This is a genomic window from Ligilactobacillus ceti DSM 22408, from assembly GCF_000423245.1.
GTDB classification, from domain to species: domain Bacteria; phylum Bacillota; class Bacilli; order Lactobacillales; family Lactobacillaceae; genus Ligilactobacillus; species Ligilactobacillus ceti.
On record NZ_AUHP01000012.1, the window covers coordinates 137,308 to 155,296 of the forward strand.

At 34.7% G+C, this 17,989-nt stretch carries 12 protein-coding genes, 2 tRNA genes and 1 pseudogene; 6 read left to right on the forward strand and 9 right to left on the reverse strand.

Annotated elements, in window-relative coordinates:
• Positions 1-366: 366 nt before the first annotated feature.
• Entirely contained in the window at positions 367-1,809 is a 1,443-nt protein-coding gene (locus tag G540_RS0101090) for a nicotinate phosphoribosyltransferase (protein WP_035463451.1), read from the reverse strand.
• A 222-nt stretch (positions 1,810-2,031) separates the two neighbouring features.
• Complete coding sequence (locus tag G540_RS06810; RefSeq protein ID WP_035463453.1) at positions 2,032-2,298, reverse strand: hypothetical protein; 267 nt, start codon at positions 2,296-2,298, stop codon at positions 2,032-2,034.
• A gap of 355 nt (positions 2,299-2,653) precedes the next feature.
• Here G540_RS06810 and G540_RS0101100 point away from each other — a divergent pair, with 355 nt between their 5' ends.
• Positions 2,654-3,805, forward strand: coding sequence for an AI-2E family transporter (locus G540_RS0101100; protein WP_027106497.1), 1,152 nt, complete (start codon positions 2,654-2,656; stop codon positions 3,803-3,805).
• 81 nt (positions 3,806-3,886) lie between these two features.
• Here G540_RS0101100 and G540_RS0101105 read toward each other — a convergent pair.
• Both G540_RS0101105 and G540_RS0101110 read right to left on the reverse strand, forming a co-directional pair.
• Positions 3,887-3,959: transfer RNA gene (locus G540_RS0101105), tRNA-Lys, on the reverse strand.
• 102 nt (positions 3,960-4,061) lie between these two features.
• Positions 4,062-4,134, reverse strand: a tRNA-Lys gene (locus tag G540_RS0101110).
• A 546-nt stretch (positions 4,135-4,680) separates the two neighbouring features.
• On the opposite strand from G540_RS0101110, the gene G540_RS0101115 reads away from it, so the two are divergent.
• On the forward strand, positions 4,681-5,445 hold the full coding sequence (locus G540_RS0101115) for an SDR family NAD(P)-dependent oxidoreductase (RefSeq protein WP_027106498.1): 765 nt from the start codon (positions 4,681-4,683) through the stop codon (positions 5,443-5,445).
• A gap of 43 nt (positions 5,446-5,488) precedes the next feature.
• Here G540_RS0101115 and pdxR read toward each other — a convergent pair whose 3' ends face one another.
• The 3 genes from pdxR to G540_RS0101130 all read right to left on the reverse strand — a co-directional run bounded on the left by pdxR (position 5,489) and on the right by G540_RS0101130 (position 10,189).
• Positions 5,489-6,838, reverse strand: a complete 1,350-nt coding sequence (pdxR, locus tag G540_RS0101120) for a MocR-like pyridoxine biosynthesis transcription factor PdxR (RefSeq protein WP_027106499.1) — start codon at positions 6,836-6,838, stop codon at positions 5,489-5,491.
• A gap of 289 nt (positions 6,839-7,127) precedes the next feature.
• Positions 7,128-8,219, reverse strand: a complete 1,092-nt coding sequence (locus tag G540_RS0101125; protein ID WP_027106500.1) for a serine hydrolase domain-containing protein — start codon at positions 8,217-8,219, stop codon at positions 7,128-7,130.
• A gap of 47 nt (positions 8,220-8,266) precedes the next feature.
• Complete coding sequence (locus G540_RS0101130; RefSeq protein WP_027106501.1) at positions 8,267-10,189, reverse strand: M13 family metallopeptidase; 1,923 nt, start codon at positions 10,187-10,189, stop codon at positions 8,267-8,269.
• 173 nt (positions 10,190-10,362) lie between these two features.
• Here G540_RS0101130 and jag point away from each other — a divergent pair, with 173 nt between their 5' ends.
• Complete coding sequence (jag, locus tag G540_RS0101135) at positions 10,363-11,154, forward strand: RNA-binding cell elongation regulator Jag/EloR (protein ID WP_027106502.1); 792 nt, start codon at positions 10,363-10,365, stop codon at positions 11,152-11,154.
• A gap of 44 nt (positions 11,155-11,198) precedes the next feature.
• On the opposite strand, the gene G540_RS06815 is transcribed toward jag, so the two are convergent.
• A complete protein-coding gene (locus G540_RS06815) occupies positions 11,199-11,897 on the reverse strand; it encodes a DUF4811 domain-containing protein (RefSeq protein WP_051188908.1) in 699 nt (232 codons plus the stop codon).
• Positions 11,894-13,378: an MDR family MFS transporter gene (locus tag G540_RS0101145; protein ID WP_027106503.1), complete on the reverse strand. Its 1,485-nt coding sequence runs from the start codon at positions 13,376-13,378 to the stop codon at positions 11,894-11,896. The genes G540_RS06815 and G540_RS0101145 overlap by 4 nt, the downstream gene beginning before the upstream one ends.
• Positions 13,379-13,509: 131 nt before the next feature.
• On the opposite strand from G540_RS0101145, the gene G540_RS0101150 reads away from it, so the two are divergent.
• The 3 genes and pseudogenes from G540_RS0101150 to G540_RS07515 all read left to right on the forward strand — a co-directional run.
• The gene (locus G540_RS0101150) at positions 13,510-13,938 is read left to right on the forward strand and encodes a MerR family transcriptional regulator (protein WP_027106504.1); all 429 of its coding nucleotides are present in this window, start codon (positions 13,510-13,512) and stop codon (positions 13,936-13,938) included.
• A 254-nt stretch (positions 13,939-14,192) separates the two neighbouring features.
• Positions 14,193-15,239 (forward strand): annotated as a pseudogene (locus tag G540_RS07320) (MSCRAMM family protein); the annotation flags it as partial.
• A gap of 8 nt (positions 15,240-15,247) precedes the next feature.
• Positions 15,248-17,989, forward strand: a 2,742-nt coding sequence (locus G540_RS07515; RefSeq protein ID WP_280513117.1) for an MSCRAMM family protein, incomplete at its 3' end; no start/stop codon positions are given.

A 17,989-nucleotide genomic window follows, 5' to 3' on the forward strand; every position in this document is an offset into this window, starting at 1 on the left:
GATATAACAAAGCAACATCAGGTCTTTTACGAAAAAGAGGAAAAATGTAACTCATATTACAAATTGTAATATTTTGTAATATAAATAGTTAAATCAATTTAAGTAAAACTCTAAAAACACTATGGGAATAGGCTTAATCAGGAATGTTTCATATATAACAAAAAGTAACAATTGAATACGAACGTATATTCGGTATAAAGAAAAAGAATTTATATTTTCGCAAAATAAGTTTCTTAAAAGTCAAAAGAAGGTCAAAAACACATTTTTTGTAACATTCCTGTAACATTGTAATTGATAAAAACAGGTTTTTGAGCAGTAAAAAAGAACTATTCTGCCTCAAAAGGCAGAATAGTTCTCTTAAAATCGTTAAAAACGAGAATGTTTCGCAATCACAGCTTGTTGTAATGCGTATAATTGCGGTGTGATATAGACCGGAAACTCATCTGGATTCAAAAGACGTTGTGTTTCTTTAGGTAATTCACTGAGCTTTTCTTGACTAAATGCTTGGATTTGGAAAACATCAGCTGCTGGAACTTGTAAATCTTGTTGATCTAAAGCTGGCGTTAATAAAGGTACTGCCCGGAAATTATCTAAATAGAAATTCGGTTGAATTGCGAGTGGATCAGCTTTGATAACTTGCATCGCATCCATTAAAGTTTCATCTTGTAAAGCGATTAAATCTGCAAATGCTTGATTAGTTTCTTCATTATATAGACGATAAACTTGTTTTAAACCAGGTAAGGTTAATTTACCCCGGCTAGCACTCATTTTAATTTTTGGAATTAAGTCGCCATTTTTCACAACAGCAGCTAATTTATAAACGCCGCTTAAAACAGGAGAGGAGGAGCTAGTAATTAATTCTTCGCCCACACCAAAGGCATCAATTTGTGCACCTTCACGTAATAATGAAGTAATGATATGTTCGTTTAATGAATTAGAAACGGTAATTTTTACATCAGGGAAACCAGCTTGATCTAACATTTGTCGGCAAGAACAAGATAAGGCAGTAATATCACCTGAATCAATCCGGATTCCGAAATTATGATAGCCTTTTGCTTTGAGTTCTTGGAAAACGGTAATTGCATTAGGTAGACCGGATTTTAAAATATCGTAAGTATCTACTAATAAAGAACAGTGAGTAGGATAAATATCAGCCCAAGTTCTAAAGGCTTCTAATTCAGAATCAAACGCTTCGATCCAACTATGTGCCATGGTACCCGTTACTGGGATGTTGAATTTTTTGGCGGCTAAAACATTAGATGTACTTTTAGCACCGCCGATAATAGCGGCCCGAGCACCTAAAACAGCACTACTTGGACCTTGGGCGCGACGTGCACCAAATTCCATAACAGGACGACCTTCTGCTGAAGCGGTAATCCGCCGTGCTTTAGTTGCGATTAAAGATTGGTGATTAATGATATTTAATAACATTGTTTCATAAAGTTGAGCTTGAGCAAGAGGACCTTTAATAGTCATAAAAGGTTCACGTGGGAAAATTGGAGTTCCTTCTTGGACGGCCCAAATCGTACATTTATTTTCAAAATTCATTAAGAATTCTAAAAACGATTCATCATATAAATCTAAAGAACGTAAATAATCAAGATCTTCAGCTGAGAAAGAGAAATCTTGGATGGCTTGAAGTGCTTGTTCGATGCCGGCTAAAATTACAAAACTTCCTTTATCAGGAACGGAACGATAGAAAACATCAAAAACGCCTTCTTCATTTTGGCTGAGAGCTTTTTGGAAACCGGCAGACATGGAAAATTCATATAAGTCAGTTAACAAAGCTAAATTGTCAATTTGTGACATAATTATACTCCTTTAAATCAATTATCTAAGTAAGTCTATTAGCTAAGAATAGACAACTTCAGTGCTTATGATACACTAACTAATTTTAATATACCAGTTACAAAAAAGAGAAACTATGCGGATTATTTAAATTAGACGTAGGTGTAAATTAAAATGTTTCACGTGAAACAAAAATAAAAAAGAACGTTTCGTATCAAAACGAAACGTTCGTGTAGTTTGAGTTTATCCTTGATTTTGTTGACGTTGGGAACGACGACATAATTCGTCATCATGGCAATGTTCATGATTATGATTTTCAATCGCTTGATTTTTAAGTGCTTTAATTGGGCAACTGAAATTATGACGTGATGCAATTTCATCAATACTGTTGATGATTTTAAAAATATTACCAATTGTTGCAAAGAAGAAAAATACTTTCCACATGCGGCGATGATGAGCACACGCTTTAGCGAATAAGGGACGACGTTTAGGTTGTTTCTTAGAAAACATAATAAAATCCTCCTTGAAAATCTTTTTATTACTATAATAATACATCATTAAGGGAAATGACGGCAATGAAATCAACTTAAAAATAAGTTTTTAAAAATTTAGGAAAAACTTTAGAAAAAGTTTAGAGATTCTTGAGAATTTAGGTGTACAATGAATTTGTAAGTTGATGAAGGCTTACACATTAACCTTTTAATCTAATAACGTAACAAGTTAATCCCCTAAACTAACTTGTAAAAGAACGAGAGCGGCCAACTAATTATAGTTGGTCGCTTTTTTGATTTTGTAAAAATTGTCGAAAACCTAAAAATCACTTATAATCAAGGTGTAGAAGGGGAATAAACGAGGAGTTGATCAGATGATTAAGATTGAGAGGAAATATTGGCTCATCTTTGGTGGCGTCTTTTTGCTTTATTTAGGAACGCGTTATTGGGATAGTTTGATGAATGTTTTACAGACTATTTTTCATGCGTCAATGCCTTTGCTAGTAGGGTGTTTGTTTGCTTATATTGTTAATTTGCCCTTGCGTGTGATTGAAAACAAACTCGAAAATATTATTCAAAGTCAAAAGATGTTGAAATATAAACGCGTCTTTTCGATTGTTTTATCATATCTTAGTATTTTTTTGATTATTGCGTTAGTTATGCGCGTTGTTGTGCCAGAATTGATTAGTTGTGTGAAGTTACTTGTTAATGGACATACAAAGAGTTTGGCTCATATTACGAATTTAATTCAACAAAATCCACAATTAGAAAAATATGCCCATATTGCGAATGAGGCTATTAATGGTGGTAAAGGAACTGGTAGTGGCTTTGACATAAGTAAAGTGACGAATATCTTGATGTATGGCTTTGGTGGGACTTTGAAATCTGTTTACAGTGCAGCGAATTCGGTCTTTTCAATTGGGGCAAACATTTTAATTGGTTTAGCTTTCTCGGTGTACTTATTAGCCAGCAAAGATCATTTGAAGTATCAAGGGTATCTATTGTTAGATACTTATTTTTATAAAATTAGTGATAAAGTCATGTATGTGTTACGTGTCTTTGATGAAAGTTATAGTGGTTATATAGTCGGGCAGTGTAAAGACGCATTAGTGTTAGGTGGGATGACCTTCTTAACGATGACTGTATTTAGGATGCCATATGCTGGGATGATTGCGGCAGTCATCAGTTTTACAGCTTTAATTCCGATTATAGGGGCTATTTTAGGTGCTACCGTGGGAGCGGTAATTATTTTCACGGTATCACCATTTAAAGCATTGATGTTTATTATTTTAATTGTTGTGTTACAACAAGTTGATAATCGAATTACTTATCCATTAATTGTCGGAAAAAATATTGGCTTACCAAGTGTGTGGGTTTTTGCGGCTGTTATGATTGGTGGCGGTGTTTGGGGGATCTTTGGGATGATGTTTACTGTTCCGTTATTCTCAGCTTTATACCGGTTATTGAAGTCGGATGTTTATGAACGACAAGAAGCAGAAATTAATGAAGTTGATGATTTTATTTAAATACTAAGCTCAGTCATGTGACTGAGCTTTTTTTATTATATAAAAAAACTCCCCAAGCAAGACGCTTTAGGGAGTTTGGGATGAGTTGTCAAGGGTTTGAACCTTGGACCCACGGATTAAGAGTCCGTTGCTCTACCAACTGAGCTAACAACTCATAAATATTTAACAAACACATCATAGCATTTTTCAGCTGGAAGAAGCAAGAGGTTTTTAGGTATAAAAAAAGCATACTCCCTACAGAAGTATGCTTCGTTGATGGGTTGTCAGGGGATCGAACCCTGGACCCACGGATTAAGAGTCCGTTGCTCTGCCAGCTGAGCTAACAACCCAAAAGAAAATCTAATAAATTAGATATGTTTCATCAACAAAAAACATTATAACAATAAAAGCTTTTAGAAGCAAGGTTTTTATAAAAAAAGATTGTGACATTAAGTCACAATCTTCTTAAATAGTTGTTTTATGCATGCTCCGAATTAAAACACAATTCTTTAGCTGATTTTTGGCCTGAAAAATCAATAGAAAGCAGCATATCAACTATTAATTTTCGGCTTAGCGTATTAGATCCACTAAGCCGGGTTAAAACTTGCGAATTCAAATACGAGAATTGATAACTAGACAAGGGATCTAGCATCATTTAATCATAAAAACTGGTTCTTTCAGAGTCGTTTTCATTATAACATGCTTAGATTAAGAATTTAATGAAAAATTATAAGAGCTGTAAAAAAAGCTGTAACAACGATTGGAGAGATAATTATGAAAGTGAGCGTTTTCTTTTCATAAATAAAATTTAGTAGGTGTTGAAAACGGCGTAAAATGTGGTATATTATGAAAATAAAATATGAAAACACAGTGTAAAAAGGATTGGGGAGGTCAATATGAAAACAGCATTAATTACAGGTGCGACATCTGGGATTGGATTAAGCACAACACAACTTTTCTTAAAACGTGGTTATCGCGTAGTGATGGTTGATTTAGATGATGTTTTGGGTCAAATGATCAAAAAAGAATTAGATGAAACAGGTTATGAAGGAAAAGTCTTCTTTAAACAAGGGGATGTATCTTCTTCAAAATCGATGGAAGATTTATATAATTATACGAAAACATTTGTTGGTCAAATTGATGTCATTATTAACAATGCAGGGATTTTTTGTCCGGGAGAACTTCATGAAGTTAGTGAAGAAATGTGGGATCGCGTGATGTCAGTTGATGTGAAAGGTATTTATTTAACGACTAAATATTTTGTACCAGATATGATTCAAAGACGAGCTGGTGTAATTTTAAATACAGCATCTATTTCTGGCTTGCAAGGAGATTATAATATGGCAGCTTATAACGCTGCGAAAGGTGCAGTCGTTAATTTAGCCCGTGCAATGGCTTTAGATTATGGTAAATATGGAATTCGGGTGAATAATGTTTGTCCGGGTCCATGTATGACACCAATGTTTGAAAGAAATCCTGATGAATTAGTGCGTGAATTTGAACAAGCTAGCCCAGTGGGACGGATTTGTACCCCTGAAGAAGTTGCACAAGCACTTTACTTCTTAGCAGGAGATGAAGCACAAGCTTGCACCGGGATTAATTTACCAGTAACAACAGGTTTTGGTTTGCATACAGGGCAACCGATTCAAGATAAAGGTTAAAGAAAACAGCCAACTTTTGTGTTCAACAAGAGTTGGCTGTTTTTTATATTTTTAAAAATTCAGTTAAACCTTCTTTTAGTTGTTCTTCGGTCATTGTGGCAAAACCTAAAACAATAGCGGGACGTTCGTCTTTGAGTTCAGGTTGGGGATTTTTAGAAGTTGTATAATTGTGAATCCCATAGACTTTGATATTGTGTTTTTTAGCTTCGGTTACAATTTGAGCTTCCGTATAATGCTTTGGATATTGTAAAACTAAATGTAAACCACCATCTGAACCAGTGATTTTGATATCTGGTCGTTGTTGGAAAGCTTCGACAACAATTTGACGTTTTTTAGCATAGATTTTTCTCATCCGGTTTAAATGTTTTTCGAATTCTCCAGTAGAAATAAATTCGGTTAAAATCTTTTGTGTGATTAAAGAAACAGGACAAGAAAAACAGCTATAAACATTTTGATAACGATCTAACAGACTTTCGGGTAAAACCATAAAACTGACCCTGAAAGCAGGTGAGATAGCTTTTGAAAAGGAACCCATATAAATTACCTTGTCATTATAATCAATTGATTTTAAAGCTGGGACGGGTTGTTTTGAGTATTTAAATTCACTATCATAATCATCTTCAACGACATAATCGGTTTTCGTACGATTTAATAAAGCGGTGCGGCGTTTCATATTCATAATAATCCCTGTTGGAAATTGATGAGCAGGGGTAATAATGCAGATATTTGCGTTTGTTTTATTTAAAGCAGTGATGCTCATACCATTTTCATCAATTGGCAGAGAAACGTAATCAATTTGGTTAATATCCATAATGTTAGGTAACATTTGATAACCAGGATCTTCAATGGCATAAATTCCGCCGACAAGTTTAAAAATAATCTGATATAAGTATTCGGAACCACTAGAGATAATGATTTGTTCTGGTTTTACACTGAAGCCGCGTGCTTTTTGTAAATAAGCGGCAATTTGTTGCCGTAATGGATAATAGCCTTGATAGTCAGGTTCAGCAACGTGTTCGATATCGTCAATTACGTTGGCGGAAATTTTGCGGAAGGTTTTATAAGGGAAACCTTCTTTAGCGACACCACGATAAGAAAAATCGTATTTTAAAGTTGTTGTTTCTGGTTGTTGTTCATTTTCGATGGGGTCAGCAATATATAATTCTCCCACATCAGCCACAAAATAACCTTGACGTTGTTTAGAATAGATAAAGCCTTCTTCTAATAATTTAGAATAGGCATTTTCAACGGTGTTAATTGCGACTTGGTATTGATCAGCTAATTGGCGTTTACTTGGCAGTTTGGCATCAGAAGGGAGATTCCCTGTAATGATTTCTTTTTTATAATAATTATAAATTTGCAAGTAAATCAAGCCTGGTTCAATGATTAACATCTTAAAAGTCCCTTCATATTGAAAATCTGGTCCCTAAAAATAGTTAGATTCTGACGCTTTAAATAGGACCAGTTAATTCATTATACTATGAAATGTAAGCGAAAACATCTGGAATTTAGAAGAAAAACAGTCGAACCAACTGTGGCATCTTTTAAATAAGATTTTTCAAAGAGAAACTTGTAATTAACACACACAATCCAATTACAAGGATACCTGGAAAAATGAAACAGACTTGCTTGGATAAAAAGAAATGAAAAAGCCTAACTACTTTGTAGTTAGGCTTTTGTGCTTATTGGATTAAATTCCAAAGTTCTTTTCGTGTTTGACTAATGCTAAGCCCGAGCGTGCCGGAAGATTCATTATAAAAAGCAATTAAACCGGTGTTAAGCTGAGGTGTCATTAAAACATCGTTAATATAATCAGTATTGACTAATGAACCGTAAATGGCATATTGATCAGCGTTTTTTGTGAAAAAGCCGCCGCTATATTCACCAGTTGCTGTTTTTAAATGAGTTAATTGATGATAAGTCTTTGGTGATAATAAGGTACCGTCCGTTACAGCTTTTAAAAAGTGATAATAGTCTTGCGGCGTTGAATAAAGACTTGCGGCCCCAATTAATTCTGAAAGCAAACTAGGTGGTGCGAAAACAGGCTCAGATTGGTTGTCATGATAGCTACCAGCAATTTGTTTGTCAGCGGGCACTTGATTCCACATGAAAGTGTCTTTTAGTTTCAAAGGAATTACTAGGCGTTCTTGTAAGTTTTGGGCATACGATTTGTGTGTTTCCCGGGAAATAATAGCCGCCAGCAAAACAAAATTATCATTATTGTAAGAAAAATTTCCCGGGTTATGTTGTGGCGTATCTTTTAAACGTTGTACAACTGCGTGGAAAGCTTGTTTTTCTGTGAGCTTTTTACCAAAATCAACTTCTTGTAAAGGGTCAACAATGCCGGATGTTTGTGATAAAAGATCACTAACGGTAATTTTGTGAGCTTTAGGTAAATCAGGAAACCAACGCTTAATAGCTGTATTTAAAGTAAAAGCCGTGGATGTGTTTTGCTTTTCGGACATGACTTGCATTAACATCACTGCTGCCATTGGTTTTTCTAAAGACGCTGTAGGATAAATTAGTTTGTCTTTAAATTTTATTTCTTGCGGTGTTAAATTTTTGATGAAATAAGGTTTGTGATTTTTGATTAAAACTATTTCACCAGTTAAGGAATGCTTTTTCAGTATTTTTTGCGCTTCTTGTTGAATATTAACGTTTTTTGGTGGTGGAGTGGGTTTTTGTTGATGAAAATACAAGAACCCACCACCAGCGACACTACATAAAATCACGCCTAAAAGCAGGCCGAATTTACTTTTACGGGATAGGGACATAAGAAAACCTCCTAAAAAAGTCGCCGCCCAAAGACGACGACTTATTTTTACCAAATATGAATTCTTTTGGCAGGATCAAGCCACATGCCATCATTTTCATTAATGTTAAATGTTGTGTAAAAATCAGCTAGATTCCGAACTTGGATATTAGCACGTAATGTATTTGGCGCGTGGACATCAACGTTGAGTAAAAGTTTTTGACGTTCGAGGGATGATTTCATACCCCAAACCCGAGCCCAATTACAGAAGAACTCTTTTAAGTTGTAGTTTGGTTCGCTTTTAGCTGCTTCTAAAGCACAACTCAAACCACCAGCATCAGCGATATTTTCGGAAACAACTAATTTTCCGTTAACAGGACCAGCTTCAGTTACTAAGCCTTCGAATTGGTCGATCATTGCTTGAGCTAAATCTTCAAAATAAGCCAAATCTTCGGGTGTCCACCAGTTATTCAAGTTACCGAATTCATCAAATTGAGCACCATTATTGTCAAAAGCATGTGAGATTTCATGCGCAATTACGGCCCCAATCCCACCAAAGTTAGCGCTGGAAGATTGTTTCAAACTGTAAAATGGCGCTTGTAAAATAGCAGCTGGGAAAACAATGATATTAAAAGATGGGTTGTAGTAAGCATTCACCATATGGGCTGGCATTTCCCAACGAGTCCGATCCACTTTCGTATTCCAACGACTATAATGTTTATTTAAAGCGATTTTGGTGAATTCCGCATCATTAGCGAGTAATGATTTTTCTTCATTGACAACGAATTCTAAATATAAAGGATTGAGTTTGTCGGGATACCCCACATCAATTCCTAAAGTGTTGAGTTTCACAATGGCTTGTTGACGTGTTTTTGGACTAAGCCAGGTGTTGTTTTCTAAACGTTCTTTATAAACGGCAATCATTTTTTCTACCATTGCGTAGACATCCGCTTTTGCTTGTGCACCAAAATATTTATGTGCATAGTATAAACCGACGACTTGATCAAATTGACTAGTTGCTAGATAATAAGCAGCTTTTTGGTCATTCATGGCTTCTTTAGAACCAGAAAGTGCACGGTTATAAATACCAGCTGTGACCCGCATTTCATGAGTTGTGTAACGGCTTAAAGCGATTAACATGCGAACTAACATCCAACTTTTATAATCTGAGAAAGTTTCTGGATTAATTAATTCGGTAAATGCTTCATAATAAGCAGGTTCTGAGACAATAATTTCTGAAGGTGTTTGACCGATTAATTCACTGACACAAAAACTTAAATCGAGATCGGAACTGAACTTAGTGAAATCAGCAAAAGTATATTTGTTATAGGATTTTACATAGTCGGCACGTTCGGTACTATCTTTTTGGTGTGGAGCTAAACTAGCATCAAAACGGAGTGCGCCGGCAATTTGTTTTTGGGCAAAATCAGCTGAAAAACCAGCTAATTCAAAGAGTTTTGCGACCATTTGTTGATAGATATTCAAAAGTGATTCTTGAGATGGATTATCTGCTTGGTAATAAGTTTTATCAGGTAAGATTAAACTAGGCACTTCGGCATATAAAGTGTAAAGATCGGTATTTTTCATGTCGGGTGCAACATGGAATGGGAAAGCAGTTGGATAACCTGCCATTGTTAAAGAACGTAGTTGGTTTTGGTAATCGGTTAAATCTTTTAAATCAATGATTCTTTGTAAATAAGGCAAGATGGGTGTTGCGCCTTGTGTTTCACGTTCGTTAAAATCTAACGCAAGATGATAATATTTAATAAATTCTGCTAAACCTGGTTCATTCGGAATGTCTCCCGTTGTTAACATTTCTTGGAAATCGGCCATGAGATCTTGTTCGATTTGATCGGCTAAATCAGCGAAGCCCCCAGTTGTAGCTTTATCAGCTGGAATAACGGCATCTTTTAACCAAGCACCATTCACAGCTTGGTAGAGATCATCTTTGATTAAATCTTCATTTACTGGATAAATCTTTTGTTCTGTCATAAAAAAACTCCTTTCAAGTCTTGTTATTTCTATTTTAAGCTAGATTTTTTTAATAAGAAAGTCTGAGAACTCTATTTTGACTATACAAGATAATTTTTTTGATGATATAATTAAAAGGATGACTGATGTTGGCGTTTGCATAAACGAACACAGTTTGGAATTTACGGGAGGGGATTACAACGGAATATACAGGAAAAACAGTCGCACAAGCAGTTGCTAAAGGGTTAGCAGATCTGCAAAAGACCGAGTCAGAAGTAACATATCAAGTTGTTAATGCTGGAAAGAAAGGCTTTTTAGGAATTGGACAACAAGATGCTGTCATTACAATGGAAGTAAAAGCAGTTGCTGAAGAATTAACACAAGCCCAAGAAGCTGAAATTATCGAAGAAATTGAAGCAATTACAAATGCTGAAATGGAAAAAATCGTACCCCAAGAAGCAGAAGCTGCTAAAAAAGTTGAAACAGCTGAAGAAAAGGAACGTCGGATTCAAGCTCGTGAAGCAGAGATTGAAGCTGCAATTCGTGATTTAGGCTATTATTTAGCTGATATTACTAAATTAATGGGGATTGAAACAAGTATTAATGTGATGCCAGAACGTTATATGGTTTATTATGATTTTGATACAAAAACAGAAGGCCTTTTAATTGGGAAACATGGCCGGACAATTAATTCATTACAGATTTTAGCGCAAGATTATCTCGATAAAAGACTTCATCGTCGGATGCGTGTTATGTTAAATGTTGCTAATTATCGCGAACGACGTGAAGAAACACTGACACGCCTAGCGAAAAAAGTTGCGCGTGATGCTGTGGCGAAAGGTGAACCACAAGCCTTAGAAGCGATGCCTTCATTTGAACGTAAAGCAATTCACTCAGCCTTAGTTAATAATAAATACGTTAAAACATATTCAAAAGGTCGCGATCCACATCGTCATATTGTGATCGAACCAGTGAAAAAACGTTAAAAATAAAAGGGTTCAGTTTTGATAACTGAACCCTTTTTGTGTTTTTATTTTAAATTAGATTTAATAAAATCAGCTAAAACTTCTTTTTGAACTTTTTTAAGCAGATTTTGTTGATCTTGTGGGGAAAGCATGCGATTTTCTTTGACTGATTGTGCGACACGTTGGCCGACAATTTGTTTTACTTTAGTTTGCATGTTTAATTGTACTTTGGGATCTTTCATAATGCTTTGTAACTTTTTAGCTTGTTGCGTACTTAAAACCATCCAGTCTTTGGGTAAATTGAATGTATAGCGTCGTTCTTTAAGAATGTGGTTGTTATTTAATAAACCAAACATAAATTTACTAAAACTGTTTTTATAAACATAGTTTTCTTCGGTAATCGTAACGGTAGCTTTTTTAGCAGTTGTTCGTTTTACTTTGGTAATTAAATGATCAGTTTTACAAGCTGTAGGCTTCTTTTGAGAAGGCTTCGTTTTGTAAAGGTAAATCTTTTCTGAACCATTTCCTAAAGGTTGGTACATTAAAGCGTTCATTTTTGGTAAAGTCGAATGCATTGTCTGCGTAGTCGTTGTGCTAGCGACTTTCATTTGATAATGATATGAATCATTGGCAACTAGCATTCCACCACAAATGATGGCACCGATTAAAGCGATAGTAGCTTTGAAATAGCGTGCTTTCCAAAATGGTAAAACCATAAAGAGAAAGAATAAAACAACAAAGACTAATAATAAAATTAACATCATTTGGCAGCACCTCCCACGGGAAGTTTGCGAATTATATTACCTTTTTTCAAGAAAAAGGCTAAAGTTAAGGAACAAAGTGCGAATAAAATTGACATTAAAAAGGCAGCTTTATAACCATTCAAAACAGCATCAGTTGCTAGTTGTTTGTAAGCAAGAGGTGTTGTTTTGAGTAAACTTTTTGCTGGTAAATGATTTGTTGTGACTGTTGTTAAGATTGAGATTAAAATCGCCGTCCCAATTGAACTTAAAACTTGGCGGAAAGTGTTGTTGACAGCTGTTCCGTGGGGAAGTTTGTCTAAAGGTAAGACATTCATTCCGGAAGTTGTGACAGTCATCATCACCATCCCAATCCCGAACATCCGAATCATATAAAAACCGATAATTAAAACGATTGATGTATGTGGAGTTAAGAATAGGAAAGGAACAGTTGCTAGTGAGAGTAAAGTCATGCCGGTAATAGCCAGCATCTTGGCGCCATAACGATCAAAAAGCCGTCCTGTAATCGGAGACATAAAACCAACGACTAAAGCTCCTGGTAATAACATTAAACCGGAGTGGAAGGCAGACTCACCACGAATCGTTTGAATATATAAAGGAAGAATCATTTCTGCACCAACCATAGCTAAGTTAGAAATAGCACTTAAAACAGAAGCAAGTCGGAATTCACGATATTTGAAAACGGAAATATCTAAGAAAGGATCACTCATTTGTAATTGACGGTGGGAGAATAAAGCGACAAAAATAACGCCGACAATGATAAATGCGAGGACGTAAGGGTTGGTCCAACCTTTATTCCCAGCGCTAGATGTTCCGTAAAGTAAAGAACCAAAACCAATTGTTGATGTAATGATAGACCAAATGTCGATTTTTTGTTCTTTGTGGGGAATAACACTCTTCATAAAGAAGAAGGCTAAAATTAAAACAACCACACAAATTGGAATAATCATGCCGAATAAATCGCGCCAAGTCCAAGTGTCAACGATAAAGCCAGAAAGAGTAGGTCCTAAAGCAGGAGCTAAACCGATAACCAAACCAACAGTCCCCATGGCAGCACCACGTTGTTCGGGTGGGAAAATCGTTAGCATAATCGTTTGTAGTAAAGGCATGGTGATCCCGACGCCGAAACCTTGGACTAATCGACCGACTAATAAATAATTGAAACTGGGAGCGATAAAACAAAGGGTTGTTCCGATTAAAAAGACAGTCATAGCTAATAAATAGATAAAACGAGAACTAAAAGTATTAATTAACCAAGCTGAAACAGGAATCATAACCCCGGTAACTAACATAAACCCAGTTGTGAGCCATTGGACAGTAGCAGTATCGACATCAAAAGATTGCATAATTGCGGGAAAGGCTGTCGCAAGTAAGGTAGCGTTTAAAACGGTACAAAAAGAACCGATAACTAATACTAAAACGAGTAAAGCTCTTTTATATGGTTTACCGTGAATATCTTTGGTAATAGTAGTTGTGTTTGACATCAAAGACCTCCTTATATTTGTTGAATTGATACAACAAAATATACGGCAATTGAAAAACTTTGTCAAGATAATTGACAAAGTTGTAAAATAACTTACAATAATAACAAGAAATTAATTTAAGGGGAAAAGAAATGGATTTAGAAAAAATCGGTCAATTAAAGAATTATTTACGGATTGGAATCGGTGAATTAAGCGAAATGACAGGTGTGTCTGCTCGTCAGTTACGTTATTGGGAGACGAAAGGATATATTCAGTCGGTGCCGCAAAAAGATCGCACAGCACGTCAATATACTTTGAATACATATTATGGTGTGGTCGCGATTAAACATTATTTAGATGAAGGGTATACTTTACAAAAAGCTGTTCAAAAAGCAACGGTTTGGAAGAATAAAGCGAAATTGGTGCATAAATTTGTAGCGCAAGAAGTTATGGATGTGACGAATTTTGATTTAGAGCAAGAATATGGTGAAATTGATTTAGGTTATTTAGATGAAGCAAAGACACAAAAATTAAGTTGGATCTGTGATGGACAAGGTGGTCATTACCAAATTCATTCATAAGAAAAAGCAAATAATATTAAAAAAGAACTATTTTCTATCTTAATAGAAAATAGTTCTTTTTTTTGAGCATATATTTTGTAGAAAAATTGTTAACAATGTATAGTTTTATTATATGCATACATATTATAAAATTTATCAATTAACAAAAGTTCTTTAAAGATAATTATGAATAATATTTTAGCAAAAGTATTGATATACATAAAAAGGGGGAAACATTTATGAGTCAGAAGTTTATAAATAAACAAGCGATTTGGATGTTACTTGTTTTACTTATTAACTTTTTAGTATCACCAGTCACAAGTGTTATGGCTGCGCATTCTAATAATGCACCAGAAACGTCTCAAAGTGGACAAGCTCGTTCTGATGAATATTATAATGTTGCCGGGAAACCGGATCTTGCGCAAGCATCATGGAATCACGGGATGACTGTATTTTATGAAGGGACAAAAACTGTTGCGGAAGAATTTTCATTTTGTATGGATGAGCGGACTTCCACACCAGCATATAATCCTAATAGCCCAAGACCAGATACGGCTAGATATGTAAGAGTTAATCCATCTAATCCATCTACATTTTATGATCAAATGTGGAAAGGTGTGACAGGTAGACCACGTTTAGGTCGGGAAGATGCACAAACATTATATGATTTTGTAAAAAGAGCTGTATATGTTTACGCAGTAGATCCTGAAAATATTCAAAAGAAATATCATTTAACAAACTCTCAATTTTTCAATATTGTGCAAAATAATATTTACTTATGGGAAAATGAAAGTAGTAAAAATACTTTTTGGAAACCAATAACAGATAGTGCTGTTAGAAAAATGAGAAGAGATTGGTATACAAAATTCTTTAAGGAAAAATATGGTTACATCACACCAAAACTTAAGAATATAATAGAAAAAATTGCGTATGCTCAACATACTAATTATGAAACTCAAAATGAAAATGATGCTGCAGGTGAAGTTGAAACAGCTATGTACAACCCAACATTGATTCCTAAGGATGTACAAGTTGAAACAAGAATTTATAAGTCACTTAAACCAAGGGTACAATCTGTATTTACAATTCGACTTAAACGTAAAGTTGAATTTGAAAAGCAAGATATGAAACATAAAGTGTTACCAGGTGCTCAGTTAAAAATTGTTAACAAAGATACTGGTAAAACTGTAGATAGTTGGACATCAGCTTATAATCGTCAAACTATTTATCTTCCAGAAGGTCACTATAGATTCGAAGAAACAAAAGCTCCAACAGGTTATGAAAAAGCTAATCCAATTGATTTTACAATCCATGCAGATATGTCAGTTACATGGAATGGATCCGGTTATCCAATCGTTATGCAAGACAAACGGAAAAAGATCAAAGTAAAATTCAAGAAGACAGATATCAAGGATGTCAAAGAACTTCTTGGGGGGCAGTTATTAAGTTATGGAACCTTGACGAAAACAAAGTTGTTAAAGTCGATGGTCACGATACTTGGACAACTGTCAAAGGTCAAACTAAGGAATTCTCATTGGAACCAGGTAATTATGAATTCCGAGAAGTATTCGCTCCAACAGGTTATGAAAAAACATCACCTGTTAAATTTACTATTACTAATGATGGTAAGGTTAAAGTTAACAATCAAACACAAGCTGATAAAACAGTTGTGATGAAAGATGCGAAGAAATCAATACGCGTTAAATTCAAGAAAAATGATATTAAACATACTGATAAATACGTTGAAGGTGCACGACTTGAAATTTTAGATGCACATACTAAGAAACGTGTTAAAAATTATGTCTGGACAACTAAGAAAACAAATCAAGAATTTTCATTAGAACCAGGTAATTATATCTTGCATGAAATTTCTGCTCCAAAAGGCTATAAGACAACAGCTGATGTACCTTTCTCAATTGGTACAGATGGAGATGTTTTTGTTGATCATAAACGTCAACACGATAAAACTGTTGTAATTTCTGATGCACGCGTTGAAGTAGACGTTAGATTCAGAAAAACAGATTTATTAGATGGTAAATCAACAAAACAAATTAAAGGTGCTCGTTTACAATTGGTTGATGCTGCTACAAACCAAGTTATCAAAACTTGGACAACAAACGGTTCAGCTCAACAATGGAAATTAGAACCAGGTAGTTATATTTTGAAAGAACTTTCAGCTCCAGCGGGTTATGAAAAAGCAGCTGATATTAAATTTACAATTACTGATGATGAAAAAGTCATAGTAAATGGTAAAGAATCTAAAAATAAAATTATCGAAATGCAAGATGCTTACAAGAAAGTTCAAGTTAACATCAAGAAAACTGATGAAGCTGGCAACCTCTTAAAAGGTGCTGAACTTAAACTTGTACGTATTGAAAATGGTAAAGAAGTTGGACAAGCTAAAACTATTAAAACAAATGGTAAAACAGCTTATGTGACTGATTTACGTGTGGGAGAATATTTATTAAAAGAAACTAAAGCTCCGGCAGATTATGAAAAAGCTAAAAGCATTAAAATCGTTGTAAATGAAGATTATACAATTACAATCGATGGTAAGAAGCAAGCTAAAGGTCAAACAACTGTAACAATGAAGGATGAACGTAAAGAATATGAAGTCTCCTTTATTAAAGTTAAACCAAATGGTAAAGCTTTAGCAGGTGCTGAATTACAAATTTTAAAAGATAACAAAAAGCAAGATGTTGTACAAACATGGACAACAACTGATTCAGCTAAGAAATTCAAGTTGAAATCAGGTAAATATATTTTACGTGAAACAAAAGTTCCAGCTCATTGGACAAAAGCAGCAGATATTAAGTTTGAAATTACCAAAGAAGGTAAGCTAATTATTGATGGTAAAGAAGTTAAGAAGAAACCATTTACTATTAAGATGTTAGATGAAAAAGAAAAACCTTGGACAGATACAGGTAAAGTAGAACTTCGCGTCTCTAAAAATGGTGAATACCCAGTTACAACAACTCAGTTAGCTGGTGCTCATATGAGTTTTTGGAAAACAGATAAAAAAGGTAATAAGATCAAGAAAATAGATAGTTGGACAACAAGTACTAAGAACCAAGCACATCGGATTGGTCAAAAACTTGATAATGGCTACTATGTATTACAAGAAGATCAAGCTCCAACAGGTTATAAAAAAATTACACCTGTTCGTTATTTTGTTTTCGGATCTTGGTTAGCAAAATACAATACAACTACTCAAAAATGGGAACAAATGAAGCCCGAAAATGGTAAAACAGCTGATGATTTCAAAGAAAAAGTAACAGATACAACAAAAGTACATGACTTTGAAATTAGTAAAGTTGATTTAGGCGGTAAAGAGTTACCAGGTGCCAAAATTACTATTACAGGACCTAATGGCTTTAGTAAGTCATGGACATCAGGTGAAACTCCAAAAATCTTGAAAAACTTAAAACCAGGCAAATACAAGTTCCATGAAGAAGTTGCGCCTGAAGGATATAAGAAGATTGTTACTGATATTACATTTACAATCGGCGTTGACGGAAAAGCAAAAGATATTAACTTCACTCCAGCTGATAAAAATGATAAATCTAACGTTAAAGCTACAGCTAATGGGCTTGAAGTAACTGATGATTACAAAGAACATGATGTTAAGGTAAGTAAAGTTGATCTTGGTGGCAAACCATTACCAGGTGCAACAATTGAAGTTACAGGACCAAATAATTTTAAAGCTGGATGGACATCTACAAAAAAAGTGCATGAACTTAAAGGCTTAAAACCAGGTAAATATACATTTACTGAAACAGCCGCACCAGCAGGATATAAGATCGTTACAAAATTCACATTTGAAGTAAATGTGAAAGGTGAAATCGTTAATGTTGATTCTAAACAAGCTAAATTAAACAAAAAAGGTATCTTAGTTGTAACTGATGATTTCAAAGGACATGATATTGAAATTAGTAAAGTTGATTTAGGCGGTAAAGAATTAGCCGGTGCCGAAATCACAATTACAGGTGATCATGGAACTAATGTTTCATGGACATCCGGTGACAAACCACATACATTAAAAGGTTTGAAACCAGGATCATATAAATTCCAT